Raw genomic sequence first — 25,231 nt, forward strand, 5'->3', positions numbered from 1 at the left:
CCCGGCACCACAGCTCGCCCGACCCGTGCCCGGCCCGCCGAACCGCCCGAGGCTGGCCCCACCGAGGCCGAACCGACCGAGGCGCTGCCCACGTTCGCTCTGCCGACCGAAGCGCGTCCGCTGGACCCGGGTGTGGATCCGGGTGGCCCGGAGGCCGCCCGGCCACCGCCGCCGGAGCGTCCCGCGGGCGCACCGTCATCTGTCGATTGCCAGTGGGAGGCGGAGGCCGCTGGCCCTCGCCCCTGGTACGGATCGTCCGCCGCTGGCCCCTGGTCACCGTTGGAACCCGGTATCCGGGCCCTCCCACGCGGAGAACTGGGATCGCCGTACGAGTTCATTCGTCACACCCTGCCGGTCGCGGTGGCACGCGCAAGCGACACCACCGGGTTGCCGTGAGTTAGGCCACGCACACTGAAGCGCTCTGACCGCCTCAGGGCTGCCAAATCTGAAAAAACGACACTTATCCGATTAGAGTATTTCCACGTGCCCCGTCCTGATCGGGAAACCCTGAGGACCACCGGACGAACTGGGATCACTGCCGGGCCTCACGCCTTCGCTCTGTCGCAGGCCCGCCAGAGCCCGCGCCCGACGAGGCCGCCGTGTCACCGCCCTGAGCCTCACCGGCGCCACCGACCAGTCCGTCCCGCCCGAGCAGGAACTGCTCGACGAGATGGTTCCAGTCACATCCTCGGCACACCTCCACTACGAAGACCTGAAACTCACGCAGCGTCATCGCCAGAGCAGGTAGTTCCGCAAGGGTCCGGGCCTGTCCCGCTGACTGCTTGAGCTCATCACCGTAGATGTAGTGGACGTGGGTAAGGTTCTCTTGGCGACAAATCGGACACCTGACCTCGGTCGGCTCACCATGGAACCGGGCAGCGTTCTTGAGGTACGGAGACGCGTCGCAGACCTCGTAGGTGCCGATTCGACCAGAGAACACCTCACGCAGCAGCGCTCGCTTCTGAAGCGAGTAGTCGACGACCTGTCGCTGCGTACGCATGCGCGCAAGGGTACGCGCTTCGGCCGAACGAGGCGACTTCCATCACGCTCTGTAACTCCATCTGCGCAGAGTGGGTGTTTGCGTTCGGCCCCGTACGGGTTTAGCGTGCGATGTATCGAGCCGATACATCGCACGGCTGTCGTCCGCGTTGGTCGTCCCGCTCAGCGGGTACAGGAAGGGGAGTTCAGTGCTCGAGCTCGCCATCCTCGGCCTCCTGCAGGAGTCCCCGATGCACGGCTACGAACTACGTAAGGAACTCGCCACGAAGCTGGGCGCGATCCGGGCAGCGATCAGCTACGGATCGCTGTATCCCACCCTCCGGCGGCTTCAGTCCGCCGGCTGCATCGCCGAGGCGTCCGAGACGCCGGCCGATGCCGAGGAGGTGCCGGCTCTCACCAGCCGGCGTGGTCGGATCGTCTACAAGATCACCGCAGAGGGCAAGGAGCGGTTTGCCGAACTGATCGCCCAAGCCGGTCCGGAAACGTACGACGACACCGGTTTCGGGGTGCACTTCGCATTCTTCTCCCGTACCGACCAGGCGACCCGGCTACGGATCCTCGAGGGTCGTCGCCGCAAGATCGAGGAACGGCGGGAGGGCCTGCGCGACGTGCTGGGCCGGGCCGCCGAGCGCCTCGACGCGTACACGCTCGAACTTCAGCGCCACGGGCTGGATGCCTGTGAGCGGGAGGTCCGCTGGCTGGAGGAACTGATCGCCAACGAGCGGTCCGGGCGAGCCCCGGACGCTGGCCGCGCCGCAGAAGGTGGAAGCGGACCTGACCGGTGACCTCACCACTGTGCCAAGAGAACCACAACAGAAGTAGGAAACAGTCCGCATCCGCCTGGGCAGTCCAGGGAGAGCCGGAGCGGCCGTGACGAACAAGAAGGAGGCAAACGCGATGGGCTCCGTCCGCGTCGCCATCGTCGGTGTCGGGAACTGCGCCTCGTCCCTGGTCCAGGGCGTGGAGTACTACCGCAATGCCGACCCCCACGACCGCGTTCCGGGTCTCATGCACGTTACCTTCGGCGACTACCACGTATCGGACGTGGAGTTCGTCGCGGCGTTCGATGTGGACGCCAAGAAGGTGGGCATGGACCTCGCCGAGGCGATCGTCGCCAGCGAGAACAACACCATCAAGCTGTGCGACGTACCGCCGACCGGCGTCACCGTGCAGCGCGGGCCGACCTTCGACGGGCTCGGCAAGTACTACCTGCAGACCATCCAGGAGTCCGACCAGGAGCCGGTGGACGTTGTCCAGGCGCTCAAGGACGCCCGGGTCGACGTACTCGTCTCCTACCTGCCGGTGGGCTCCGAGGAGGCCGACAAGTTCTACGCGCAGTGCGCGATCGACGCGAAGGTCGCCTTCGTCAACGCGCTGCCGGTCTTCATCGCCTCCGACCCCGAGTGGGCGCAGAAGTTCACCGACGCCGGCGTGCCGATCGTCGGTGACGACATCAAGTCCCAGGTGGGTGCCACCATCACCCACCGGGTGCTGGCCAAGCTCTTCGAGGACCGTGGCGTCGTGCTGGACCGCACCTACCAGCTCAACGTTGGCGGCAACATGGACTTCAAGAACATGCTCGAGCGGGAGCGGCTGGAGTCCAAGAAGATCTCCAAGACCCAGGCGGTCACCAGCAACATCCAGACCGAACTGGGCAGCCGGAACGTGCACATCGGGCCGTCCGACTACGTGCAGTGGCTCGACGACCGCAAGTGGGCGTACGTCCGGCTGGAGGGTCGCGCCTTCGGTGACGTGCCGCTCAACCTGGAGTACAAGCTCGAGGTGTGGGACTCGCCGAACTCCGCCGGCATCATCATCGACGCGGTCCGCGCCGCGAAGATCGCCAAGGACCGGGGCATCGGTGGCCCGATCCTCTCCGCGTCGTCCTACTTCATGAAGTCGCCGCCGGAGCAGCGGGCCGACGATGTCGCCCGTCGTTCCGTCGAGGAGTTCATCGCCGGCGACGTCGAGCGCTGATCCCGATACGCCATCGAGGGCCGGGTCCGTCTGGACCCGGCCCTCGCGTCGTCCGTCCGGCACTGCAGCGGTACGTCCGTCCGGCGCTTCAGCCGGTACGTCCGCCTGGCGGCAGTCAGCCCCATGCGTGTCGCAGTGCCACCCCGGCTTCGAGTTCCAGCAGATGGCGTTTGCGGGGCAGCCCACCACCGAAGCCGACGAGTTTTCCGCCCGCCCCGACGATCCGATGGCACGGCACGATCACCGGGATCGGGTTGCGATTGCAGGCCACCCCCACCGCACGGGCCGCGCCCGGATCACCGACCATCCTTGCCACCTCGCCGTAGGTCCGGGTCTCGCCGTACGGAATCTTGGTCATCTCATCCCAGACCGCCCGTTCGAACTCGGAGCCGCGCCGCACCGACAGCGGCACGGTGAACCCGGTCAACTCCCCGGCGAAGTACCCCCGTAGCTCAGCCACCACCGACGCGAACCCGTCGTCCTCAGCATCGCCGGTGACGTTCTCCACCGCCCCGAACTGCACGCCACAGACCCCGATGTCGTCCATGGCGACGGACAGCTCACCGATCGGGGAGGCGAGCACAATCCAGCGCATCCACCCATTATCCGCGCTCTGGAATCAGGTGCCGCTCAGGCGAGACCCGGTCGACGAGCTCCATCGACCAAACGCAGTACCCTCTCTACGGGTCTGCTTGGCAACGGGCGTTGTCGAGAGCGAGCCCGCCGGATCGCATGGTCGTCAGATCGGAGACACCAGGTGTCCCAGGAATCCGTTCAGCGAACTCCACGCATGGGAGAGGCTGCCGAAGTAGGCACCGGACACAGCCCGCCCCGGAAGGGGCGTCGGGCTACCGTAGCGGCGGTGGTATGCGTCGTGGTCGGGGCTGTCGCTGGCACCACGCTCTGGCTCAGTCACGATCAGAATGATCAGCATCGCAAAGCAGCAGGGCCGAACCTGATCACCGACGCCCCAGAGCGGACACCGCCCGGCCCGGGTTGGAAGGACGCGCCGCTGGAGCTTCCCGGCGGATGGATTGTCACTGGTGCGACCAGCAGCGATGAGGACTCCGAACCCGTTGGGCTCGTCTTCGACCGGTCACGCGGCAGGTATCTCCAGGTTGACGAATACGACATGGTGTGGGCCGCGCCACGGGGCAACCTCGCCGCAGTCTGGGACGGCGATCGCGCTCGGGAGATCGGCCTGCTCGACCTCGGCACCAGGGCGGTGAAATGGGTCAGTACCGGCATACGTTTCGGCGACGTGCAGTGGTCACCGGACGGAAGTCGTGTCCTACTGACCCTCTTCGACAAGGACACTGGTCGGTTCTCATTCGGCATCCTCAGCGCCGATGGCATGTTCCGTGACTACGAGGTCGACCGGCAGCGCTACCTGTGTACGGACTACTGCGCATTCACCTGGCTACCCGATGGTCAAGAGGTCGCATTGCCGCAGACCGACCTCGGCGCACCGAGGTCGGAGGCCGAGCCACATCTCCGCCGTGGCCTACAGCTCTTCTCCGCCGATGGCGGTCAGCCCACCCGGCTCATACCGGTTCGGGGTGATGTTGCCGGACCAGCGGCCTGGTCGCCGGACGGACGCACTGTGGTGATCAGTGGCCAGAAGAGGCTTCCGCTCCTGGTCGAGGTCGCCGATGGGCGCATCGTCCGCGACCTTCCAACGGCCGACGTGGTCTGGGTTTCCGATGACCGCCTCTGCTACCTTGACGGGCCTCGCAGCAACGCCATCCTCATCGACCGAAACGGTCGGGAACTCGATCGGCAACCGCTGCCGAAGGAGCTGGCTTTCTTGAAGATCTCCGTAGCCCCTCGTTGACGCACGCAGCCCCCTGACTCAGGGGGCTGCGTGGCGGCGCGTACGTCAGAAGGTCTCCGACAGCGGTACGGCGAAGACCACCCGTTTGTCGATCACCGCGCCGTTCGGGTCGACGTAGTGCTCGGTGGCGGTCCAGATCTTGCCGGCGCTCATGGTGCTGCCGGTACCGGTGTGCTCGTGATAGAGATCCTCACCGCCAACGCCCCAGCTCCAGGTCTTCATCGGGACGTCCCGGGGGCCGGTGAACAGGAAGCTGTGCTTGTCAGCTGACGAACGGCCAAGATAATAGGTGTCGTTCCAGGTCTGCACGCCCTGGATGTTCGACTTGGGGATGGTGACCGTGTCCCGGGGTACCGCCTTGCCGGAGGTGAGGGTGAGCTGCCGGGTCGAGGCGTCGACCGGGTAACGCACCACCCGGCCGCCCACCACGTCCAGGTTGGCGGTGTCGATGTTGTTGCGGTACTCGCCTACCACCAGGGTGTCCGGCGTGGTGCTCCGGTCCAGGGTCAACGACGAGAAGCAAAGCGACGAGGTCGCCGGTACGCAGGAGGCCTGGATGTTGGCCTGCTTGTAGACGCCGATCTGGGGCAGCACGTACGAGTAGCCGTGTCCCTTGTAGACGCCGTTGACCAAGCCGACCTGGTTACCGTTCGCGGCATCCACCCAGAGGAACTTACGCATGTCGAAGACCCGGATGCCGACCGCCGTGTCGGTGACGTAGAGGTAGTTTCCCAGCCAGGCAATGCCACCGGCGTGGATGCCCATCGCCTTGTAGTTGGGGGTGCTGGTCTTCGTCGGTTCCACGAGCAGCACGTGCCGGTACTTCCCCGTGTTCCGGTCGACCATCGATATCCGGGCACCCTTGTCGTACGACGTGCCGGCGATCGTCGCCGAGTAGTGCCAGGCGACGACCATCGCCCGGTCCTCGCCCCACAGGTGGTCGTCGTCGGCATCCGAGGATCCGGTGATGCCCTGCGGGAGCCAGTGCTTGACACTGCTGTCCTCGGCGTTCCAACAGAACCGGTCGGACGAGCTGATGATCTGGCTCGGGTCCAGCGGAATATCCGTACGCGTGTAGTGCTGCGGCTGGGCCAGCAACTGGCTGCTGTTGCAGGCGGTGACCGAGCGGTTGGCCGTATCCAGCACGGTCGCCACGCTGTCGGCACCGATCCGGTTGGCCAGTGTATTGGCGTAGCTGGTCAGGCTGAAGTCGGCGGTCAGCGCGAAGGCCGCGCCGCTGCGCTCGGTCACCTGGCTGAGCCGGACGTCTGCGGCCACCGCCGGGCTGGCCAGCGCCACCGCCCCGACCAGCGCCGCCAACACCCCACCCGCGACAAAGGAATACTTCCTGGATATATTCATTGAGGTAGATTATTTTCGCCGGGCGGCGCCTGCCAGGGTTTTCAGCGGAATCGTCGTACATCGGCTGGCATCGACCGTAGATCGGCTGCGCCGTACCTGCGCCGTCCCTTGCGATCGAGCACTACCGTCCGAACGCCGGCATCTGCCGACTCCAAAGGAGACTGATGCGTAACAGGAACCTGGCCATCGCGTTGGTCAGCGCCGCAGCCGCGGTCGCTGCCAGCACGCTGATCGCCATCACGCCAGCATCGGCTTCGGCGAACTACTACCTGGCGACGACCGAGCAGGTCAGCAACCGGGTGCTGGTGTGGAACCGGAACGTCAGCTGGACCGACGCCAACCTGTACTGGCAGTTCACGCCGGGCACCACGGGCGGCACCTGGCAGAACCTGTCGGACGTGAAGATCCGCGCGACCGATGCGCACGGCACCATCGCCCTGGTCGCCGCCTCCGGCGGCAAGGCCGCCATCGTCGACGTGAAGGCCGGCAAAAAAAAGGCCACCACCAGCGACATCCTCTGGCAGGCCACCCCGGGCGGAAATCCGCACGCCATCGAGCGCATTCCCGGCAACGGCTCGGTCGTGGTGGCCAGTTCCAACGGTTACCTGACGCTGTACTCGCCGACCGCCGTCAGCAAGCCGAGCACGTTGGCCAAGGTGCAGACCATCAGCCTCAAGGGTGCGCACGGGGTGCTCTACGACCCGACACACAAGTACCTCTGGGCGATCGGGGAGGGCAGGCTGGTGCCGTACAGCATCACCGGCTCAGGTCGTAGCACCCGGCTGACGGCCAGGAACGGCTACATCAGCCTCGGCACCTACCGGAACTCGGCCGGAGAGACCAAGCCCAACCTCGGGCACGATCTGCAAGCCTCGTACACCAGCAAGAGCACCCTCTTCATCACCCACACCTCCGGGGTCTACTCCGTCGACACCTGGACCTTCCGGACGACCAAGGTCTCCGGTACGACCCGGGTGAAGGCGTACGTCAACCACTCCGGCGGCGAGCGCGCCTGGGTACGGGGCGACAACACCGGCAGGCGCACCTGGGGCAGCCCCACTGTGCAGTTCTTCAACTCCGCCGGTACGGCCACCAGCACGAAGACCCGATCCGGGGCCGAGTTCTACAAGGTACGGGTCTGGTCCACCGCCTTCGAGTAACCGACCAGTCACGTAACGGACGAGGAGGAGGTCACGGCCCAGGCCGTGGCCTCCTCGTCCATTGCGCCAGGCAGCTACTCTGCCGGCATGGCCACGGCGACCCTTGTCTTCCTCATCATCGGTGGAGTGGGGCTGGCGGTACTCACCATCGCGCTGCTCGGCGCCGAACTGTTCAGCTTCGGGCACCCGGACGTCGATGGTCCGGTCTCCCTGGAGGCGGTCGCCGGTTTCGTCGGTGCGCTCGGGTTCGGTGGCGCGATCGCCAGCGAACTACTCGACGCCAGTACCCCGGGTCTCATCGCCGTCGCCGCCGGTATCGGTGTCCTGGCCGCGGTGCCCACCGGCTGGCTGGCGGTACGGTTCGCCCGCGCGGCCCGCAACATGCGTACCGACGAGACGCCCACTCGACACCACCTCGTCGGGGCGATCGGCGTGGTGGTCACCCCGATTCCCGCCGTCGGCTATGGCGAGGTCCGGGTCCGGGTCGGCGGCCAGCCGGTGAAGCTGAACGCCAGGTCCGGGGAGCCGGTCCCCACCGGTACCCAGGTCTTCGTCATCGAGGCCCTCAGCGACACCAGTGTCCTGGTCGAAAAAACCCCGCAAATCATTTAGGCAACCCCTCATCCTGCATAAGGAGCTTCATGACACCACTGCTCGCCGCCATCGGCGGGGCGGTCCTACTCATCGTGGTAATCGTCCTGTTCGTACTTTCCCGGATCAAGGTCGCCGGCCCCAACCAGGCCTTCATCGTCACCGGCCGTAAGGGGCGTACCACCCAGACCGCCGACGGTGGTCGCTCCACCGACATGTCCGGCCAGAAGGTCGTACTGGGCGCGTCGGTCTTCGTACTCCCGATCGTGCAGAAGTTGCAGTCCCTCGACCTGTCCAGCCGGCGAATCGACGTCGGCATCAAGGGCGCGGTGAGCAAGCAGGGCATCCGGACCGAACTGCACGGTGTGGCGATCGTCAAGGTCGGCGGCACCGAGGATGCGATCCGGGCCGCCGCCCAGCGGTTCCTCAACCAGCAGGACGAGATCGAGGACTTCACCCGGGAGGTGCTGGCCGGCGCGCTCCGCTCGATCGTCGGCCGGCTGACCATCGAGGAGATCATCCGGGATCGGGCCGCCTTCGCCAGCGCCGTCGCGGAGGAAGCCGAGCACTCGATGACCAACCAGGGGCTGGTGCTCGACACGTTCCAGTTGCAGGACATCCTCGCCGAGGGTTCCTACCTTCAGGACCTTGGCCGGCCGGAGGCCGCCCGGGTGCTCAAGGACGCGGCCATCGCCGAGGCTCGGGCCCGGCAGGCCGCCGAGCAGGAACGGCTGCTGGCCGAGGAGGCGATCGCCGAGGCGAACCGGAACCTGGCACTCAAGCAGGCCGCGATCGCGGCCGAGATCGACGCGGCCAAGGCCAAGTCGGCGGCGGCCGGGCCGCTGGCCCAGGCCGAACGGGACCAGGCGATCCTCTCCGAGCAGCAGAAGGTGGCCGAGCGCAACGCCGAACTCAAGCAGCGCCAGCTCGACACCGAGGTCCGCAAGCCGGCCGACGCCGCCCGATACAAGGTCGAGCAGGAGGCGGAGGCGTCCCGCAACGCGGCCGTGCTGCACGCCGACGCACAACGGCAGGCGACCATCGCGGCTGCCCAGGCCGCCGCCGAGCAGGCCCGGCTGACCGGTGAGGGTGAGCGGGCCCGCCGGGCCGCGCTGGCCGAGGCCAACGCGATCGAGGGTGCCAAGGAGGGTGAGGCGGAACAGCGTCGTCGTACCGCAATCGCCGAGGCCATCGAGCGCGAGGGCGAGGCGGAGGCGGCGGCGATCCTGGCCAAGGGCCAGGCCGAGGCCGAGGCGATGGCCCGCAAGGCCGAGGCATTCGCAGCGTACGGCGAGGCCGCCGTGCTCGACCTGCTCGTCAAGGTGCTGCCGCAGGTGGTCGAGGCGGCCAGCGCCCCGATGGGCAACATCGACAAGATGACGGTGATCTCCACCGACGGTGCGTCCTCGCTGACGAAGTCCGTGGCCAGCAACGTGGCCCAGGGCCTGCAACTCGGTACCGACCTGACCGGTATCGACCTGTCCGGGCTACTGGCCAAGCTCGGTGGCCTGAGCAGCGCCAACAGCACTGATAGCCGGAGCACGATCGAGGGATCGAGCACCGAGTAACGCAGCGCCAGAGCCAGAGGATCGACGAGAAGGTCGCCGCCCGCACTCCGGGGTGGCGACCTTCTCGTCACGACAGGTCGGTCAGTCGGTCAGGCCCTGGTCACGTGCCCAGCGCAGCAACTCCGCCTCGGCCTCGTCCCGGTCGAGTGGGCCGCGCTCCAGGCGGACCTCCTTGAGGTGTTTCCAGGCCCGACCGACGATCGGCCCCGGGGGCACCCCCAACAACTCCATGATCGCGTTGCCGTCCAGGTCCGGCCGGACCCGGGCCAGGTCCTCCTCCTCCGCCAGCCGGGCGATCCGCTCCTCCAACGCGTCGTAGTCGGCCGCGAGCTGCGCGGCCTTACGCCGGTTACGGGTGGTGCAGTCGGATCGGGTCAGCTGGTGCAGTCGGGGCAGCAGGTCACCGGCATCGGTCACGTAACGACGGACCGCCGAGTCGGTCCACTCGCCCCGGCCGTAGCCGTAGAACCGCAGGTGCAATCCGACCAGCTTGACGACCTGGGCGATCACGTCCTTGGGGTAGCGCAGCGCCTTCATCCGCTGTTTGGTCAGCCGTGCGCCGACCAGCTCGTGGTGGTGGAAACTCACCCGGCGATCCGGCCCGACCGCCTTGGTCGCCGGCTTGCCCACGTCGTGCATGAGCGCCGCCATCCGCAGTACGAAGTCGCAGCCGTCCGTTTCGAGGCGGATGGCGTTGCTGACCACGGTCAGGGTGTGCTCGTAGACGTCCTTGTGCTGGGCGTGCTCGTCGATCTCCAGCTTCAGTCCGGACACCTCGGGCAGGAAGCGGTCGGCGAGTCCGGTGTCCACCAGCAACCGCAGACCGGCGATCGGATCGGCCCCGCAGAGCAGCTTGGTGAACTCGTCCCGGATCCGCTCGGCGGTGATCCGGTCCAGGTCCGCCGCCATGGCGGCCATCGCCGTGCGTACCGCCGGGTGCACGGCGAACCGGAGCTGGGCGGCGAACCGGGCGGCCCGCAGCATCCGCAACGGGTCGTCACCGAAGGACTCCTCGGGGGTCCCCGGCGTACGGACGACCCGGGCGGCCAGGTCCGCCAACCCGCCGTACGGGTCGGTGAACTGGTGCTCGGGCAGGCTGACCGCCATCGCGTTGATGGTGAAGTCGCGGCGCTTGAGATCGTCTACGAGATTCGTCCCGTACTCGACGATCGGGTTGCGGGTCACCCGGTCGTAGGACTCGGCACGGAAGGTGGTGATCTCCAACCGGAGCCCGTTGCGTTGCGCTCCGATCGTGCCGAACTCCCGGCCGGTCTCCCAGGTCGACTCCGCCCAGCCCTTGAGGATGCGCAGTGTCTGGTCCGGGTGGGCATCGGTGCAGAAGTCGAGGTCGTCGCCGAGCCGCCCGAGTAGTGCGTCACGTACCGAACCGCCCACCAGGTGCAGTTCGTGGCCGGCGCGGGCAAAGCGGCGGCCCAACTCGTCGGCGACCGGGGAGACCCGGAGCAGTTCGGCGACGGCGTTGCGCTGCGCTGCGGTCAGGTCGCGTCGGTCGGCGGCGCTGGGTGCGGAGGTTTCGGACATGGGATCGCCAGACTATCGGGCGACGCCACCGGCATTGGACGCGGGACTCCGGTGTCATGCGCGAGTTGACTAAGGTCTGAGCAGTGCTGGCGGGCAGCCTGCCCGCGTACCCCAGAGGGAGGCTGCAATGGGTGGCGGGCTCTACCGCAGTGCGAACGCCACACCCGACGGCGTCCAACCACCGTCCGACGGTGCCACGTACATCTCGGTGGACCGGATCGACCAGCCCATGGTCGAGTCCACCTCGCCGGCACCGGAGCCTCCCGTCGGCGGCACCGCCGCCGGCAACAGCGCGGTCATGGCGATCGGCAGCCTGGTCAGCCGGGGTACGGGATTCCTGCGCACCCTGGTACTCGGTTCGGCACTGGGTACGTTCGCGGTCGGCAACGCGTACACCACGGCGCAGATCTTCCCGGGCATGGTCTACGAGTTCCTGCTCGGCGGCATCCTGACCAGCGTCCTGATCCCGGTGCTGGTCCAGCGGCGCAAGGTCGACTCGGACGGGGGCGAGGCGTACGCCCAGCGGCTGCTCACCCTGGCGGTGATCGCCCTCTGGGTGGCGACGGTGGCCGCGGTCGCGGCTGCGCCGGTACTGACCTCCCTCTACGGCAGTGACAAGACCAGTGACGAGTTCCAGAACCTGGTCACGCTGCTGTCCTACCTGATGCTGCCGATGATCTTCTTCACCGGCCTCTCCGCGCTGATCAGCGCGGTGCTCAACACCCGGGGACACTTCGCCGCCCCGATGTGGGCCCCGATCCTCAACAACCTGGTGGTCATCGCCACCTTCGGGCTCTACATCGCCATCTTCGGCGCGGAGATCATCGAACCGGACGAGATGACCGCCGGCCGGATCATCCTGCTCGGTGGCGGCACCCTGCTCGGGGTGATCGTCCAGGCAGCCGGTCTGTTCCCGGCGCTGCGCAAGGTCGGCTTCCGCTGGCGCTGGCGGTTCGACTTCCGGGCCCTCGGCCTGCGCGAGCTGGGCCGGCTCGGTGCCTGGATGATCTGTTACGTGGCGGTCAGCCAGATCGGTCTGGCGGTCCTGTTCAACCTGCTCAACCGGGCCGGCGACGAGAACGGCGCCGGCCCGCTGATCTACAACAACGTCTTCCTGCTGCTGAACATGGCACATGGCATCATCGCCGTCTCGATCGTGACCGCGTTGATGCCCCGGATGAGCGCCGCCGCCGGCGACGGCCGGTTCGCCGACCTCACCGCGGACCTGTCCCGGGGCACCCGGATGATCACGGCAGTGCTGGCACCGGTCGCGGTTGTCTTCGGTGTGCTGGCGCTGCCGATCTCGGTGGCCCTGTTCCGCTGGGGCGCGTACGGGGCGGACAGCGCGGTCGCCACCTCGACGGTGCTGATCGTCGCCGCGCTGGCGCTGGTGCCCTTCTCCATCAGCCAGCTCTTCACCTTCGCCTTCTACGCCCTGCCCGACACCCGGATGCCGGCACTGATCAACATCCCGGTGGTCGTCCTCCGGGTCCTGGTCCAGATCGCGCTCTTCGCCGCGTTCTCCACGCAGTTCACCGCCTCCGGGCTGATGCTCGGCAACGCGGTGTCGTACGTCGCCGCTGCGGTGCTCTCCGCCTGGCTACTGCGGCCCCGGGTCGGTCGGATCGGCCTGAGCGAGATCATGCGGACCTTCGGCAAGGTGCTGGTGGCCGCGCTCGGTGCCGCCGTCGTCGGCCTGGTCGTGATCACACTGCTGCCGGGCGGGGAGCACCTCAGCCGGCCGCAGGCGATCCTCCAACTGGTGGTCGGCGGGGTCGTCATCGGCGGCTCCTACGTCGGGCTGGCACTGTTGCTGCGGATCGGGGAGATCACCGAGGTGGTCGGAATGGTCCGGCGCAAACTCGGCCGGTGATCCACGCCACCCGGCTGCCCTCCCGGACAGCGGACCTCCGGTCCGGCACCGCCCCACGGCATCGCCACGCCCGGCCCCAGGTTCGTCCACACCTAACGCAGCCGCTGTGGATACCGCTGTGGATAACTTTGTTTTTTCCTTCTCCACAGACTCGTACCGCCTGTGGATAACTTCCGACGCTGCTGGTCGCCGGAGGTCCGGAACATGGGGTCCGCCCGCGACGACAGTGGCGGCGACCTGGCTAAGCTGACCCGGGTCACCCCGGGAACCAACTGACCCACCGTCGGCCGGTCCGGCCACTCCGCCTGTGGATCTATCTGTGGAGTTGCCGACACTTCGATTTCTGTCAGGATTCAGGAGTTGCGCGGCAATTGTCGATGCGGGCAACCTGGATGACAGTGGCCGTACCAGGACGGAAGGCCGCGCTCCTGGCACCCTGGAGGGTACGACCGCAAGATGACATGTCGGGGATCAGTCGAACCCGGGTAAGGTCGCTCCCGTCGGGTGCGGCAAGCGCCTACGCTATGGGAGGACGCTGCCGGCCGGTTCCTTCGACGGCAGAGCGGGAAGCCAAATGCCCAGCAACGCGGGTCCATCGATTGACAAGTTCACCGAGGGAGGACGGGTGACCCAGGTCGGCGAAGGTCAAGAGGCGGATGAGGCCGCCCCGCCGGTAATGACCTTCGGTGCACCCACTGTCGGTGAAATTCTTGCCGAACGGTACGAGTTGGTGGCACACATCAACGACGACAGCGCCGGCCGACAGGTCTGGCGCGGGGTCGACGTGGTGCTGCGCCGCCCCGTCGCGGTGGTGCTGCGCTACCCCGGTGGTGACTCCGCCAAGGAGATGCTGCAGGCCGCCGTCGCGGCCAGCCGCGTGATCCACCCCAACCTGGTCGGTGTCTACGACGCCATCGACGAGGAGAACCGGGCCTACGTCGTACGAGAGTGGGTCGACGGCCAGTCGGTGCGCGAACTGGTCGCCGACGGGACGCTCGACCCGGCCCGGGCCACGAACATCGCCCACGCGGTCGCCGGGGCCATCGCCGCTGTCCACGCCACCGGCATGGTGCACGGCAACATCCACCCGGGCACGGTCATGGTGGATGGCGACGGTCGGGTGGTGCTGGCCGACGCCCGGTCCGACGGTGCCGACACCCCGGAGACCGACGTACGTGCCGTCGGCGGCATCCTCTACTTCGCACTGACGGGCCGCTGGCCGCACGCCGAGGCCTCGCTGACCACCGGATCAAGTGGACGGGGCCGCTCCGCGCTGCCCGATGCGGTACGTGACGCCAGCGGCGCGATCGCCGCACCACGTCAGATCAGGGCCGGTGTGCCGACCTATCTCGACGATCTGACCATGGACCTGCTCGACTCCGAACTCGCCGTTCCGGCGTCGGACGTGCTGGCCGCGGAACTGGGCCGGCTCGACACGCCGGCCGAGGAGCACTACCTGGACCAACCGGCCGGCCCGCTGCGCTTCGCAGCCAGCGACGACGAAGGCCCCGGGCTGACCCAGGCCGGTGGCAAGAAGATCGTCATCGGCGTGGCCGGACTGCTGGTCATCGCGCTACTCGGCCTCTTCTTCGGTGTCCGTGCACTGAACAGTGACGCCAACGACCCCGGGGCCGGACCGTCCGCCTCAGCCGGTGCGGGTGGAGCACCCGGGGATTCCGGCACTCCGCCGGCCGCGAAAGCCCAGAAGATCGCACTCGACGGCTCCCAGGTACGCGTCATCGACCCGGACGGCAACCGTTCCGAACTGCGTAACGTCGAGAAGACGGTCGACGGTGACACGGACAGTGGTTGGTACACCGAGAGCTACTGGAACAAGTCCAACTTCGGCAACAACAAGCGGGGAATGGGCATCCTGATCGACCTGAAGGAGCCGCGCAACATCACCTCGGTGCAGGTTGCCCTCTCCGCTCCGGGCGCGTCCGCGCAGATGCTCACCGGCACCGTCAACCCGCCGCAGACGAAGGCCGGCGACGACCAACTGCTCAAGGCCTATCTCAAGGCACCGATCGGCGAACCGTTCGAGAAGGCCGGCGCCACGATGAACTTCTCCGGATTCGACCCGGACACGAAGTACCAGTACCTGTTGTTCTGGATCACCGACCTGCCGCAGAACGAACCCGGCAAGTACAAGATCGGCGTCCAGGAGATTACGGTTCTCGGCACGTGACCACACGATCCCGTACGGCTGTCAGCCACCCGGCCCAGGCACGGTCATGACCGGTCCGGCATCCCTGGGGGCTGACGGCCGTACGGGACGGGTTCATCCCGATCGACTTCCCGCTTCCGGTGCCGGGGAGTCCGAGGGTGCCCGGCTCGGCACCGGGTCACCCGGGCGGCTCGCCGACCTCACCGACGAGAAGCTGCTCCGTGCCCACGTCGACGGTGACCGGGACGCCTTCGCGGAACTCTTCCGCAGGCACCGTGACCGGTTGTGGGCCGTCGCGGTGCGCACCCTTCCCGACCGGGAGGAGGCGGCCGACGCCCTACAGGACGCGCTGCTGTCCGCCCATCGGGCAGCACCCCGCTTCCGGGGCGACTCCGCCGTCACCACCTGGCTGCACCGGATCGTGGTCAACGCGTGTCTGGACCGGATCCGCCGACGCCAGGCGCAGCCCACCGTGCCGCTGGCCGACGGCTCCCGCCCCGCCGACTCGGACCGGTTCAGCACCGGCATCGAGCCAGTCGCACCCGCTCCGGACCATGACACCGCTCTGGTCGTACGCCAGGCGCTGGCGGAACTGCCCCTCGAACAACGGGCCGCTCTCGTGCTGGTGGACGTCCAGGGCTATCCGGTCGCCGAGGTCGCGAGAATCCTCGGTGTCGCCGAGGGCACCGTGAAGAGTCGCTGTGCCCGGGGCCGGGCCAGACTCGCCCAGATCCTTGGCCATCTGCGCCCATACCCGACTACAGCGCGATCCCACCCGACCAGCGGTGGCCCGGTAACCTCAGCCGGCCCGCGCGGTTCAGTTGGTTCAGCCAATCCAGGCGGTGTACGGGACGTACCCGTACCTGCCGGCTCCCGGGCTGACGTGCCGACGGTCACCCGAGGGAACCCCACAGCCGGCGGCGTCGTCCGATCAGGGTCATCATCCCAGTCCGGACACGACGGTAGTCAGGAGGAGCAGTGACGGCGGGCCAGTTCGGGGAGGTCGATTTCGACCTGCTGGCCGACTATGTCGGTGGCGCGCTGACCGACGCGCCGGTGGAGGCCGAGGTAGCCCGTCTGATCGCCACGGTTCCAGCCTGGTCGCAGGCGTACGCCGAACTGGTGACCGCCATGGAGACGGTTCAGGGCAGCCTGGCGAGTTGGGGTGACATTCCCGAGGTCATGCCGTCCGACGTGACCGACCGGCTCACCGCCGCACTCGCTGCCGCCGGCCCGATCGCTGCACCGCCCGGGCCGGGCCACGAAGCCGAGCCGGACCGGGTCACGGACCGACCGGAAGTGGCGGTCGATCGACCGGACCTGGCCGCAGACCGACCGGACCTAACGGCAGACCGACCGGACGTGGTGACGGATCGGTCGGACCGGGTCACGGACCGGGCAGCGGCAGCCGCCGGTTCCCCGGGCCAGCCGGGAACGGATGTACTCGACCGCCCCGGCCGGGGGCCGGCGGTCGTACCCGGCGACGAAACCCGGGGACCGGGCCGAAGGGCGGTACGCTCCCGCCGTCGGTGGTCGCGGCTGGCCGGGCCGGTGGCGATAGCCGCCGCTGTCGCCGCCTTCTCCGGCTTCGGTATCAGCCGGCTGACCGGTTCCGACAGTCAGCAGGACACCGCCAGTGCACCGCGCGGGGCTGGTGCCGAACATCTGCCCAACAACTCCAATCGCTCCCCGGACACGTACGGCACGCCACGGGTGATCCTGGAGCTTCCCAACTCGGCCCCACTGGCCAGCGGCTCCGACTACACCCCCGGCACGCTGGCCAACAGGGTCACCGCACTCGGCAAACCGTCGATAACGGTGGAGGGCGCGGAGGGCGGTCCGGACCTGGCACCTGAACCGGGCCGGGTCAAGGCCGTCGGCGGTCTGCACCGGCTGGCCGACACCGAGGCGCTGACGACCTGCCTCCATGCCGTCGCGACGGACCATGCCGGCGGGCAGCTGACGGTGAACTTCGTGGACTACGCCTCGTTCCAGGGCAGCCCCGCAGTGGTGGTCTCCTTCACCGACGGCGCCGGTGCCCGATGGGTCTGGGTCGTCGGTCCCGAATGTGGTGTGTCCAGCTCCGGCGCGGACACCCGCTACCGCACGCGGGTAGGGTGATTGGACGGTCGCCGCTGGGTATGGCCGTCCACGTGACGTGACCCACCGGATGACCGGCTCGGGAATCCCCATTCGTACGATGACGTTCTGTGCGGTAGCTGGGGCTTCCCTAGGGGGCACCGGTCATCGAACCCGCACCAGGACGAGTTCCGGTGGCGAAGACAAACTAATCGGGAGATGGCAGTGGACGAGGTCCGTAACCTGATCATCATCGGCTCGGGGCCAGCCGGTTACACGGCGGCGGTCTACGCCGCACGCGCCAATCTCAAACCACTCGTCATCGAGGGCGTGGAGTCCGGCGGTGCCCTCATGACCACCACCGAGGTGGAGAACTTTCCCGGTTTCCCGGACGGCATCCTCGGGCCCGAACTAATGGACTCGATGCGCAAGCAGGCCGAGCGGTTCGGTGCCGAGTTCATCACCGACGACGTGACCCGGGTCGAGCTGGTCGACACCGGAACGCCCGGGTCCGGTGCGGTGAGCACGGTGTACGTGGGTGAGACCGCGTACCGCGCGAAGGCGGTCATCCTCTCCACCGGGTCGGCGTGGCGCCCGCTCGGCGTACCGGGGGAGCAGGAACTGCTCGGCCGTGGCGTCTCGGCCTGCGCCACCTGCGACGGGTTCTTCTTCCGGGACCAGGACATCGTGGTGGTCGGCGGCGGTGACTCGGCGATGGAGGAGGCGACCTTCCTCACCAAGTTCGCCGCATCCGTGACCATCATCCACCGCCGTGACGAGTTCCGCGCCAGCAAGATCATGGCCGAGCGGGCGCTCAACAACCCGAAGATCCGCGTCGAGTGGAACAGCGTCGTCGAGGAGGTCCTCGGCACGGACAACAAGGTCAGCGGGATCCGGCTGCGCAACGTACACACCGGTGAGTCGAAGACGCTGGACATCACCGGCGTGTTCGTGGCCATCGGCCACGACCCGCGTAGTGAACTCTTCCGTGGCCAGGTCGAACTGGACGAGAACGGCTACGTGAAGGTCGACTCGCCGGGTACCCGTACCAACGTTCCCGGCGTCTTCGCGGCCGGCGACCTGGTCGACCACACCTACCGCCAGGCGATCACCGCTGCGGGTACCGGCTGCGCTGCGGCGCTGGACGCCGAGCGGTTCATCGCGACGTTGAAAGACGAATAACCCGAAAGTCTGCCCGAGGAGGGTCTCAGTGGGAGCAACAAAGGCGGTCACCGACGCGAGTTTCGTCGGTGACGTGCTTCAGTCCGACAAGCCGGTTCTGGTCGACTTCTGGGCGGAATGGTGCCAGCCGTGCCGTAAGGTCGCGCCGCTGCTGGAAGAGATCGCCGGTGAGATGGCCGACAAAATCAAGATCGTCAAGCTCAACATCGACGAGAACCCGGAGACCGTCCGCGCCTACCGGGTGATGTCCGCACCGACCCTCACCATCTTCAAGGGTGGCGAGCCGGTGCACTCGGTCGTCGGTGCCAAGCCCAAGAGCGCCCTGATCAAGATGATCGAGGACGCAATCTAGGAGTTCCGCCTCCGCCGGACCAGACCAGATCGATCCGATTCGCGCCCGTGGCCGATGGCCGCGGGCGCGAGCCGTTTCCCGGGCCGGCTGCAAGCCCGGCCGGGCTTCGGCTTCGACTTCGACTTCGACTTCGGCTTCGGCTTCGTGACCGTTCACCGCTCTGGAGGTCACCCGCATCCGGCTAACCCGAAGCAGTGGGCACAGCATCACGGTACGCTCCCGAATGCGTGCTCACCGAGAAGTTGGAGCCTGGGCCGCTGGGTCGCGGTGTGCCGCCGGACGGGCCCCACCAGCAAGAAACGCGCCTAGGGGGTCATTCGTGCGTCCGATCCGTGGAGGAGACCGAGGTCCTGCGGTAACGGAGATCCGTGGCGTCCTGATGAGTCTCGACCTGCTCACCACCACCGCAGCCTCGGCAACCGACGAGTTCGATACGGAAACCGAACGAGCCGTACGTGCCTTCCAGCAGAGCCGGGGGCTGAGCGTCGACGGTCAGGTCGGCGCGGAGACCTGGCGGGCGTTGGACGCCGCCCGATGGCGGCTCGGTGCCCGTACCCTCTACCACGCGGTGCCCGAGCCACTCACCGGTGAAGACGTCCGCTCGCTACAGGAACGCCTGCTGGAAATGGGTTACGACGTCGGCCGAGCCGACAGTGTTTACGGCGCCCGTACCGCACGAGCCGTCGCCCAGTTCCAGCGGGAGGTCGGTCTGGCGACCGCAGATGGTGCCTGCGGACCGCAGACCATGAACGCGCTGCGCCGGCTCGGACGCAAGGTGGTCGGCGGACGGCCACAGTGGCTACGTGAGTCGGACGCGTTCCGCCAGTCCGGGCCCACCCTGGTCGGCAAGGTCATCATCATCGACCCTGGCCACGGTGCCTCCGACCCCGGTGTCGTCGTACCGGACGGGCAGCTCCGCTGGGCCGAGGCCGACCTGACGTACGACCTGGCCACCCGGCTGGAAGGGCGGCTGGGTGCCGCCGGAATGCGGGTCCATCTCACCCGTGGACCTGCACCCGCCGCGCCGCTGCCGGACCTGGCCCGTGCCGAGCTGGCCAACGAGTTGGGCGGGGACCTGCTCATCTCACTGCACGTCGACCGCCACGCCAACCCCGACGCCAACGGCGTGGCCTCCTACCACTACGGCACCGACAACGGCGTCACCTCGACGGTCGGCGAGCGGCTGGCCGGTCTGGTCCAGCGTGAGATCGTGGCCCGGACCGGAATGCGGGACTGCCGTACCCATGCCAAGACCTGGGAACTCCTCCGGCTGACCCGGATGCCGGCCGTACGCGTCGACGTCGGATACCTCACCTCGGCCGTCGACCGGGACCGGCTCGTCAACCCCCGCTTCCGGGATCGGGTCGTGGAGGCGATCGTCGCCGCGGTACAGCGGATGTACTACCCGATCGATCAGGATGTGCCGACCGGCTCGATCGACGTGAGCGAGCTTCGTGCCGCGATGGCGGCCAGTGCGGCACAACGATCAGCCATCGTGTGAAATCCGGCGTCCCAGCTTCGTACGGGAGCCGGCGTCAGCGTATGGGGCCCGGCGTCAGCCCGACGTCCGGCTCACCCCTGAAGTCGGGGCTCAGCCGGACGTTCCGCTGTGCGGCCGCCCCTGGTGCTCGACGCGGGATCGTGGACCGGCTCAGCTCGGGGTCGTGGACCGGCTCAGCTCGGGGTCGTGGACCGGGTTGCGGGGCGTACGGCCGGACGGAGCAGGCTGTCCGGGCTCATCGACCCGAGTAGTTTCTCCAGCGCGTACTCGACGTCGGACTTCCAGGACAACGCCGTACGCAACTCCAACCGGAGCCTCGGATAACGCGGATGCTGACGGACGGTCTTGAACCCGACCGAGAGGAAGAAGTCGGCCGGTGCGACGCAACCGCCGACACCGTTGCCCTCCTCACCGAACTTGGCGTCACCAAACGCCTCGATGGCCTTGATCCCCCGCTTGGTCAGATCCCGGGCAACGCCCTGTACGAGCATCCGACCCAGTCCGCCACCGGAGAAGGCGGCCACGATGTGCGCGGTGGTCAGCAGTGCCGCGTCAGCGGAGACCGGCGAGGTGGGGAAGGCCATGGAACGGGGCACGTAGGCCGGCGGCGCGTACATCACGAATCCTGCGGGCATGCCGTCGACGTAGGCGAGCTTGCCGCAGGATCCCCACTCCAGCAGGGTCTGCGAGACCCAGGCTTCCTTCTCCAGTCCGGGATCCCCGGCGTTGACGGCTCGTTCGGCGGCCACCGGATCCAACTCCCAGTAGACGCACTGCCGGCACGGACGCGGTAGGTCCTCCAGCGTGTCGAGGGTCAGACTGACCAGACGTCGCGACATTGGCGCATCCCCAAAAGTATGGTCGGAGGTTGAAGCCCCGCGAAGCATCGCCGCCGTCGCCGTCTCCTTGCCCCCGATCAGCGATCGTACGCCGGAACCGGGTTCCGTGGGAGGGGTTGGGCGGATTCGTACGGGCTTGTGATCGTGCCTGTGACAAAACAGCAGGTCCGGGATGCGGACTAACCCCAAGGTCCGATGACGCTGGTCGCTGTCGCGGACTAGGATCGACCAACCGACGCTGTGCCGCCAGAGTTGCCGGCATGCCCAGCGAACTGCGTGATCGAGGTGATGTCATGACCGGCACGACGCTCGACGACTATACCGATCGCTATGCACGGCGCGTCCGTGGCATGACGGCATCGGAGATCCGAGCACTCTTCGCCGTAGCCAGTCGGCCGGAGGTGGTGTCCCTCGCCGGTGGTGCACCGTACATCGCCGCACTTCCCCTCGACGCGGTGGGCGAGATGCTCGGCCGACTCGGTTCGGAGCAGGGCACGAGCACCCTCCAGTACGGCATCGGGCAGGGAACCCTCGAACTACGCGAGCGGATCTGCGAGGTGATGGCCCTCTCCGGCATCGACGTGAACTGCGGCGCCTCCCCGGAGGACGTGGTGGTGACCGTCGGCGGGCAGCAGGCACTCGACCTGGTCGCCCGACTCTTCCTCGACCCAGGGGACGTGGTGCTGGCCGAGGGGCCCACCTATGTCGGTGCCCTCGGTGTCTTCCAGGCGGCCCAGGCACAGGTCGTGCACGTGGCGATGGACAGCGACGGCCTGGTGCCGGAGGCGCTGGAGGCGGCCATCGCCGAGGTGGCCCGCTCTGGACGTCGGGCGAAGTTCCTCTACACCATCCCCACCTTCCAGAACCCGACCGGCGTGACGTTGACCGACGAGCGGCGGGAACGGGTGCTCGACATCTGCGAACGTGCCGGCCTTCTCGTGGTCGAGGACGATCCGTACGGGCAGCTCGGTTTCGGCAGCGAAGCACCGGCCCCCCTGCGGGCCCGTCGCCGCGATGGGGTCTTCTACCTCAGCACGTTCTCCAAGACCTTCGCCCCGGGGCTGCGGGTGGGTTGGATCCTGGCGCCGCACGCCGTACGGGACAAGCTGGTGATCGCCAGCGAGGCTCAGATCCTCTGCCCGAGCAACTACGCCCAGGCTGCGGTCTCGACCTATCTCTCCACCATGCCCTGGCGCGAGCAGCTCAAGACGTACCGCCAGGTCTACGCGGAACGGCGGGACGCGTTGCTGAGCGCCCTCACCGACCTGATGCCGGCCGGCACCTCCTGGACCGAGCCCCAGGGCGGGCTCTTCGTCTGGGCCACCCTGCCCGAGGGGTTGGACGCGAAGGCGATGATGCCCCGGGCCATCGCCGCCCGGGTCGCCTACGTTCCGGGCACCGGCTTCTACGCCGATGGCTCCGGCGCCGGCAACATGCGGCTCAACTTCTCGTTCCCGCCACCGGAACGGATCCGTGAAGGTGTCCGCCGGTTGGCCAGCGTGATGGAGCAGGAGATGGCGATGCGCCAGGTCTTCGGGGCGGTTGCCCGACCGGCCACCCGGCGTCGGGGGCAGGCCGGCTCGGACGTGCCGGGCCCAGACTTGGCATGATCTCCAACATGAGTGCAACCCCAGTCAGCAGCCCGCAGCCAGCCGACGGCCCCGTACCGCCCCGCTCGGCGGCCCTGACGGATCTTCGGGTGCTGGTGCTGGCTGGCGGTCTCTCCTACGAACGTGACGTGTCCCTCCGATCGGGTCGTCGGGTGCTCGACGCACTCCGGTCGGTCGGGGTCCACGCCGAGTTGCACGATGCCGACACCGCCCTGCTTCCTACCCTGATGGCGGATCCACCGGATGCGGTGGTGATCGCGCTGCACGGGTCGACGGGCGAGGACGGTTCGCTGCGGGGCGTCCTCGACCTGTGCGACGTGCCCTACGTCGGATGCGACGCCCGCTCCGCCCGGTTGGCCTGGGACAAGCCGTCGGCAAAGGCGGTCCTGCGCGAAGCAGGCATTCCCACGCCCGACTGGGTGGCCCTGCCCCATGACCGCTTCTCCGAGTTGGGCGCGGTCGCCGTGCTCGACCGGATCGCCGACCGTCTCGGGCTCCCCTTGATGATCAAGCCGACTCAGGGTGGCTCGGGGCTGGGCGCGGCCGTGGTCCGAGATGCCGCCGCACTGCCCGCAGCCATGGTCGGCTGCTTCGCGTACGACTCGACCGCGCTGGTCGAGCGCTACATCCCCGGCATGGACGTGGCGGTCTCCGTCGTCGATCTGGGCGACGGTCCCCAGGCCCTGCCAGCGGTGGAGATCGTCCCGCGTAACGGCGTCTACGACTATGCGGCCCGCTACACCGCCGGGCTGACCACCTGGCACACACCGGCCCGGCTGGAACCTGCGGTGGCGGCTGAAGTGGCTGAGATCGCGCTGGCCGCCCACTCCGCTCTCGGGCTACGGGACCTGTCCCGGGTCGACCTCATCGTCGACGAGGCCGGGCATCCCCACGTGCTGGAGGTCAACGTCTCGCCCGGAATGACCGAGACCTCGCTGCTGCCCCTGGCGGTGCAGGCAGCCGGTCTCGACTTCGGTGCGCTGCTCGGGTCGATGGTTTCCCGGGCGGCTTCCCGGCGCGGTTGACGCAGCGCCGGCGTTCGCCCGTACCCGATCGGGAACTGCTCGCGGTTTCCCACCAATGCAGCGCCGGGTCGCAGACCCGGATCCCTGGCCTCAGACGAGAGCCTGAGGCCAGGGCCGAGGCTCAGCCCTCTCTGCCGGAACCCTCCTCTGGTGGCACCTCGCCCTGTGCCACCAGAGCCGCTTCAGCATCCAGGATGTCGGTTTGCGGTACGGCCGTCGTTGAAGCCTGTTGCGCCAAGCTCGACGGCGCCTGCCATTGGATACGGGATGGCTCAGCCAGCGTCCGACCGCCGAACTCCGCCAGCCAGGCAGCAACGAGCGCCAGGTTCTCCCGCCACTGTTCCTCGGGGATCGCCGGAAGGATGTCGTCCCACAGGGGAAGGAACGTGCCCCGTAGTTGCAGCCGCCCATAGGGCCGGGCAAGGAACCACAGGTGGAAGTGGGCGGAGCCATCCCCCCAACGGTTCACATGGACGCGCACGACGCCGTCCAGCGATCGGATGGCCCGCTCCAACCGGACAGTCATCACGCCAAGCTCGGCCGCCATCAGGTTGGGCAGGTCTCCCAGATCGAAGTGCGATCGCGATTCCAGGATGAGCACCATCGGCAGCCCACTCGGGCGGTCCATTGCACGTACCCGCCAACGGTCACTGACCCAGATGTAGGCCTCGTCAGGAGCCGAACAGGAAGAGCAGGCGGAAGAACCTTCGCCCTTGCGGGCCGGCTCGACCGCTACCGGCTCGTCGAGCTGCTTGACACGAAGATCGCCCTCGAAGGGGAACGAAGGCCAGTTGGCGAACTTGGGTACGGGTGGGGTGTCGGGCACGAGGGTGACAGTAACCGAGTCGGAGTCCTCCCGGGAGGGGAGCATCCGTCGAACCGGACGGGGGTGATCGGCTGCCAGCGACGGCTTGATCCCGAGCCTCGGAAGGCGCGATTTCCGGCAGGTTCCACCCCGTCATCCACAGGCTCGCACCCACATTTACGCGCTGTTTCACGTGAAACAGGCCAGCCTGTGGACAACGCCTGTGGATTACTTCCGGCCAGCTGGCCCACCCGGGAAGGCGCGTCCGACCGATCCTCCGGGCAACCGCCCTCGGGGATACCTGTTCGTCGACCCGTGCCGGCCCTCCCTTGTCCCAGAGGCGCCCGATCAACGCCCCCGCCTAGCTGCACCGCCCAACTGACACCGGCCACCTGATGCCGCTGGCCTGATGCCGGCCACCTGACACCGCTGCCCAGGCTGACGTCGCCGCCCGACCAACACCGCTGCGTGACGCCGGCTGCCGCTTGATTGCGCCACTGCCATGTGGTCCTCACGCCGACCCGGAATCGGCCTCTTGTTTCACGTGAAACAAGAGGCGGAGCCGTGGACACGAACAGGCCGCCGGGCACCCGGCGGAGCGCTGAGAGGAGAAGCATCGTCATGGTCGACACCCGGAGCGGGTGCAGGCCCCACACGGCGGGCTTGGCGACGGTCGGCCCTGGGCCACCGGGCCACCGGGCCACCGGGCCACCGGGCCACCGGGCCACCGGGCCACCGGGCCACCGGGCCACCGGGCCACCGGGC

At 68.0% G+C, this 25,231-nt stretch carries 21 protein-coding genes and 2 pseudogenes; 16 read left to right on the forward strand and 7 right to left on the reverse strand.

The annotated features are described in order from the left end of the window. A pseudogene (locus ACFQ4H_RS31645) lies at window positions 1–396 on the forward strand (hypothetical protein); the annotation flags it as partial. 136 nt (window positions 397–532) lie between these two features. Here the strand turns inward: ACFQ4H_RS31645 and ACFQ4H_RS31650 are convergent. Continuing rightward, window positions 533–1,000: a DUF5318 domain-containing protein gene (locus tag ACFQ4H_RS31650; RefSeq protein WP_377578348.1), complete on the reverse strand. Its 468-nt coding sequence runs from the start codon at window positions 998–1,000 to the stop codon at window positions 533–535. Between the two features lie 187 nt (window positions 1,001–1,187). On the opposite strand from ACFQ4H_RS31650, the gene ACFQ4H_RS31655 reads away from it, so the two are divergent. After that, the gene (locus ACFQ4H_RS31655; RefSeq protein WP_377578351.1) at window positions 1,188–1,784 is read left to right on the forward strand and encodes a PadR family transcriptional regulator; all 597 of its coding nucleotides are present in this window, start codon (window positions 1,188–1,190) and stop codon (window positions 1,782–1,784) included. 112 nt (window positions 1,785–1,896) lie between these two features. Then, complete coding sequence (locus ACFQ4H_RS31660; protein ID WP_377578398.1) at window positions 1,897–2,976, forward strand: inositol-3-phosphate synthase; 1,080 nt, start codon at window positions 1,897–1,899, stop codon at window positions 2,974–2,976. 115 nt (window positions 2,977–3,091) lie between these two features. Here the strand turns inward: ACFQ4H_RS31660 and ACFQ4H_RS31665 are convergent, their stop codons facing one another. Next, window positions 3,092–3,571, reverse strand: coding sequence for a methylated-DNA--[protein]-cysteine S-methyltransferase (locus ACFQ4H_RS31665; RefSeq protein ID WP_377578354.1), 480 nt, complete (start codon window positions 3,569–3,571; stop codon window positions 3,092–3,094). Between the two features lie 144 nt (window positions 3,572–3,715). Continuing rightward, the gene (locus tag ACFQ4H_RS31670) at window positions 3,716–3,892 is read right to left on the reverse strand and encodes a hypothetical protein (protein WP_377578357.1); all 177 of its coding nucleotides are present in this window, start codon (window positions 3,890–3,892) and stop codon (window positions 3,716–3,718) included. A gap of 216 nt (window positions 3,893–4,108) precedes the next feature. Between ACFQ4H_RS31670 and ACFQ4H_RS31675 the strand changes: the two genes are divergently transcribed. Beyond that, window positions 4,109–4,810 (forward strand): TolB-like translocation protein, encoded by a 702-nt coding sequence (locus ACFQ4H_RS31675; RefSeq protein ID WP_377578360.1) that lies wholly within the window; start codon window positions 4,109–4,111, stop codon window positions 4,808–4,810. A 45-nt stretch (window positions 4,811–4,855) separates the two neighbouring features. Here ACFQ4H_RS31675 and ACFQ4H_RS31680 read toward each other — a convergent pair whose 3' ends face one another. Beyond that, the gene (locus tag ACFQ4H_RS31680; protein ID WP_377578363.1) at window positions 4,856–6,172 is read right to left on the reverse strand and encodes a hypothetical protein; all 1,317 of its coding nucleotides are present in this window, start codon (window positions 6,170–6,172) and stop codon (window positions 4,856–4,858) included. Between the two features lie 164 nt (window positions 6,173–6,336). Between ACFQ4H_RS31680 and ACFQ4H_RS31685 the strand changes: the two genes are divergently transcribed. The 3 genes from ACFQ4H_RS31685 (at window position 6,337) to ACFQ4H_RS31695 (ending at window position 9,491) form a co-directional block, all read left to right on the forward strand. Further along, complete coding sequence (locus ACFQ4H_RS31685) at window positions 6,337–7,332, forward strand: DUF6528 family protein (RefSeq protein WP_377578366.1); 996 nt, start codon at window positions 6,337–6,339, stop codon at window positions 7,330–7,332. Between the two features lie 87 nt (window positions 7,333–7,419). Then, window positions 7,420–7,944 carry an NfeD family protein gene (locus tag ACFQ4H_RS31690; protein ID WP_377578369.1) on the forward strand — a complete coding sequence of 175 codons (525 nt, stop codon included), beginning with the start codon at window positions 7,420–7,422 and terminating at the stop codon, window positions 7,942–7,944. 29 nt (window positions 7,945–7,973) lie between these two features. Next, window positions 7,974–9,491: a flotillin family protein gene (locus tag ACFQ4H_RS31695; RefSeq protein WP_377578372.1), complete on the forward strand. Its 1,518-nt coding sequence runs from the start codon at window positions 7,974–7,976 to the stop codon at window positions 9,489–9,491. Between the two features lie 81 nt (window positions 9,492–9,572). Here the strand turns inward: ACFQ4H_RS31695 and ACFQ4H_RS31700 are convergent, their stop codons facing one another. Beyond that, a complete protein-coding gene (locus tag ACFQ4H_RS31700; RefSeq protein ID WP_377578374.1) occupies window positions 9,573–11,033 on the reverse strand; it encodes a CCA tRNA nucleotidyltransferase in 1,461 nt (486 codons plus the stop codon). A gap of 127 nt (window positions 11,034–11,160) precedes the next feature. Between ACFQ4H_RS31700 and murJ the strand changes: the two genes are divergently transcribed. The 7 genes from murJ (at window position 11,161) to ACFQ4H_RS31735 (ending at window position 20,187) form a co-directional block, all read left to right on the forward strand. After that, window positions 11,161–12,906: a murein biosynthesis integral membrane protein MurJ gene (murJ, locus tag ACFQ4H_RS31705; protein WP_377578377.1), complete on the forward strand. Its 1,746-nt coding sequence runs from the start codon at window positions 11,161–11,163 to the stop codon at window positions 12,904–12,906. Between the two features lie 574 nt (window positions 12,907–13,480). Then, window positions 13,481–15,094, forward strand: a complete 1,614-nt coding sequence (locus tag ACFQ4H_RS31710; RefSeq protein ID WP_377578379.1) for a protein kinase family protein — start codon at window positions 13,481–13,483, stop codon at window positions 15,092–15,094. A 46-nt stretch (window positions 15,095–15,140) separates the two neighbouring features. Next, window positions 15,141–16,055, forward strand: coding sequence for an RNA polymerase sigma factor SigM (gene sigM, locus ACFQ4H_RS31715; RefSeq protein WP_377578382.1), 915 nt, complete (start codon window positions 15,141–15,143; stop codon window positions 16,053–16,055). After that, window positions 16,052–17,194, forward strand: coding sequence for a hypothetical protein (locus ACFQ4H_RS31720; RefSeq protein WP_377578385.1), 1,143 nt, complete (start codon window positions 16,052–16,054; stop codon window positions 17,192–17,194). The genes sigM and ACFQ4H_RS31720 overlap by 4 nt, the downstream gene beginning before the upstream one ends. A 183-nt stretch (window positions 17,195–17,377) precedes the next feature. Then, on the forward strand, window positions 17,378–18,334 hold the full coding sequence (gene trxB / locus ACFQ4H_RS31725) for a thioredoxin-disulfide reductase (RefSeq protein ID WP_377578400.1): 957 nt from the start codon (window positions 17,378–17,380) through the stop codon (window positions 18,332–18,334). Window positions 18,335–18,362: 28 nt separating this feature from the next. Next, complete coding sequence (gene trxA, locus ACFQ4H_RS31730; protein WP_377578388.1) at window positions 18,363–18,686, forward strand: thioredoxin; 324 nt, start codon at window positions 18,363–18,365, stop codon at window positions 18,684–18,686. 319 nt (window positions 18,687–19,005) lie between these two features. Next, entirely contained in the window at window positions 19,006–20,187 is a 1,182-nt protein-coding gene (locus tag ACFQ4H_RS31735; RefSeq protein ID WP_377578390.1) for an N-acetylmuramoyl-L-alanine amidase, read from the forward strand. Between the two features lie 173 nt (window positions 20,188–20,360). On the opposite strand, the gene ACFQ4H_RS31740 is transcribed toward ACFQ4H_RS31735, so the two are convergent. Further along, window positions 20,361–21,026 carry a GNAT family N-acetyltransferase gene (locus tag ACFQ4H_RS31740; protein WP_377578392.1) on the reverse strand — a complete coding sequence of 222 codons (666 nt, stop codon included), beginning with the start codon at window positions 21,024–21,026 and terminating at the stop codon, window positions 20,361–20,363. Between the two features lie 293 nt (window positions 21,027–21,319). On the opposite strand from ACFQ4H_RS31740, the gene ACFQ4H_RS31745 reads away from it, so the two are divergent. Both ACFQ4H_RS31745 and ACFQ4H_RS31750 read left to right on the forward strand, forming a co-directional pair. Then, a complete protein-coding gene (locus ACFQ4H_RS31745) occupies window positions 21,320–22,636 on the forward strand; it encodes an aminotransferase-like domain-containing protein (protein WP_377578394.1) in 1,317 nt (438 codons plus the stop codon). Between the two features lie 8 nt (window positions 22,637–22,644). Continuing rightward, window positions 22,645–23,661 (forward strand): D-alanine--D-alanine ligase family protein, encoded by a 1,017-nt coding sequence (locus tag ACFQ4H_RS31750; protein WP_377578396.1) that lies wholly within the window; start codon window positions 22,645–22,647, stop codon window positions 23,659–23,661. 136 nt (window positions 23,662–23,797) lie between these two features. Here ACFQ4H_RS31750 and ACFQ4H_RS31755 read toward each other — a convergent pair. Then, window positions 23,798–24,487: pseudogene (locus tag ACFQ4H_RS31755) on the reverse strand (hypothetical protein); the annotation flags it as partial. Between the last annotated feature and the right edge of the window lie 744 nt (window positions 24,488–25,231).

This window comes from Micromonospora sonneratiae, assembly GCF_042679305.1.
Lineage (GTDB): Bacteria > Actinomycetota > Actinomycetes > Mycobacteriales > Micromonosporaceae > Micromonospora_H > Micromonospora_H sonneratiae.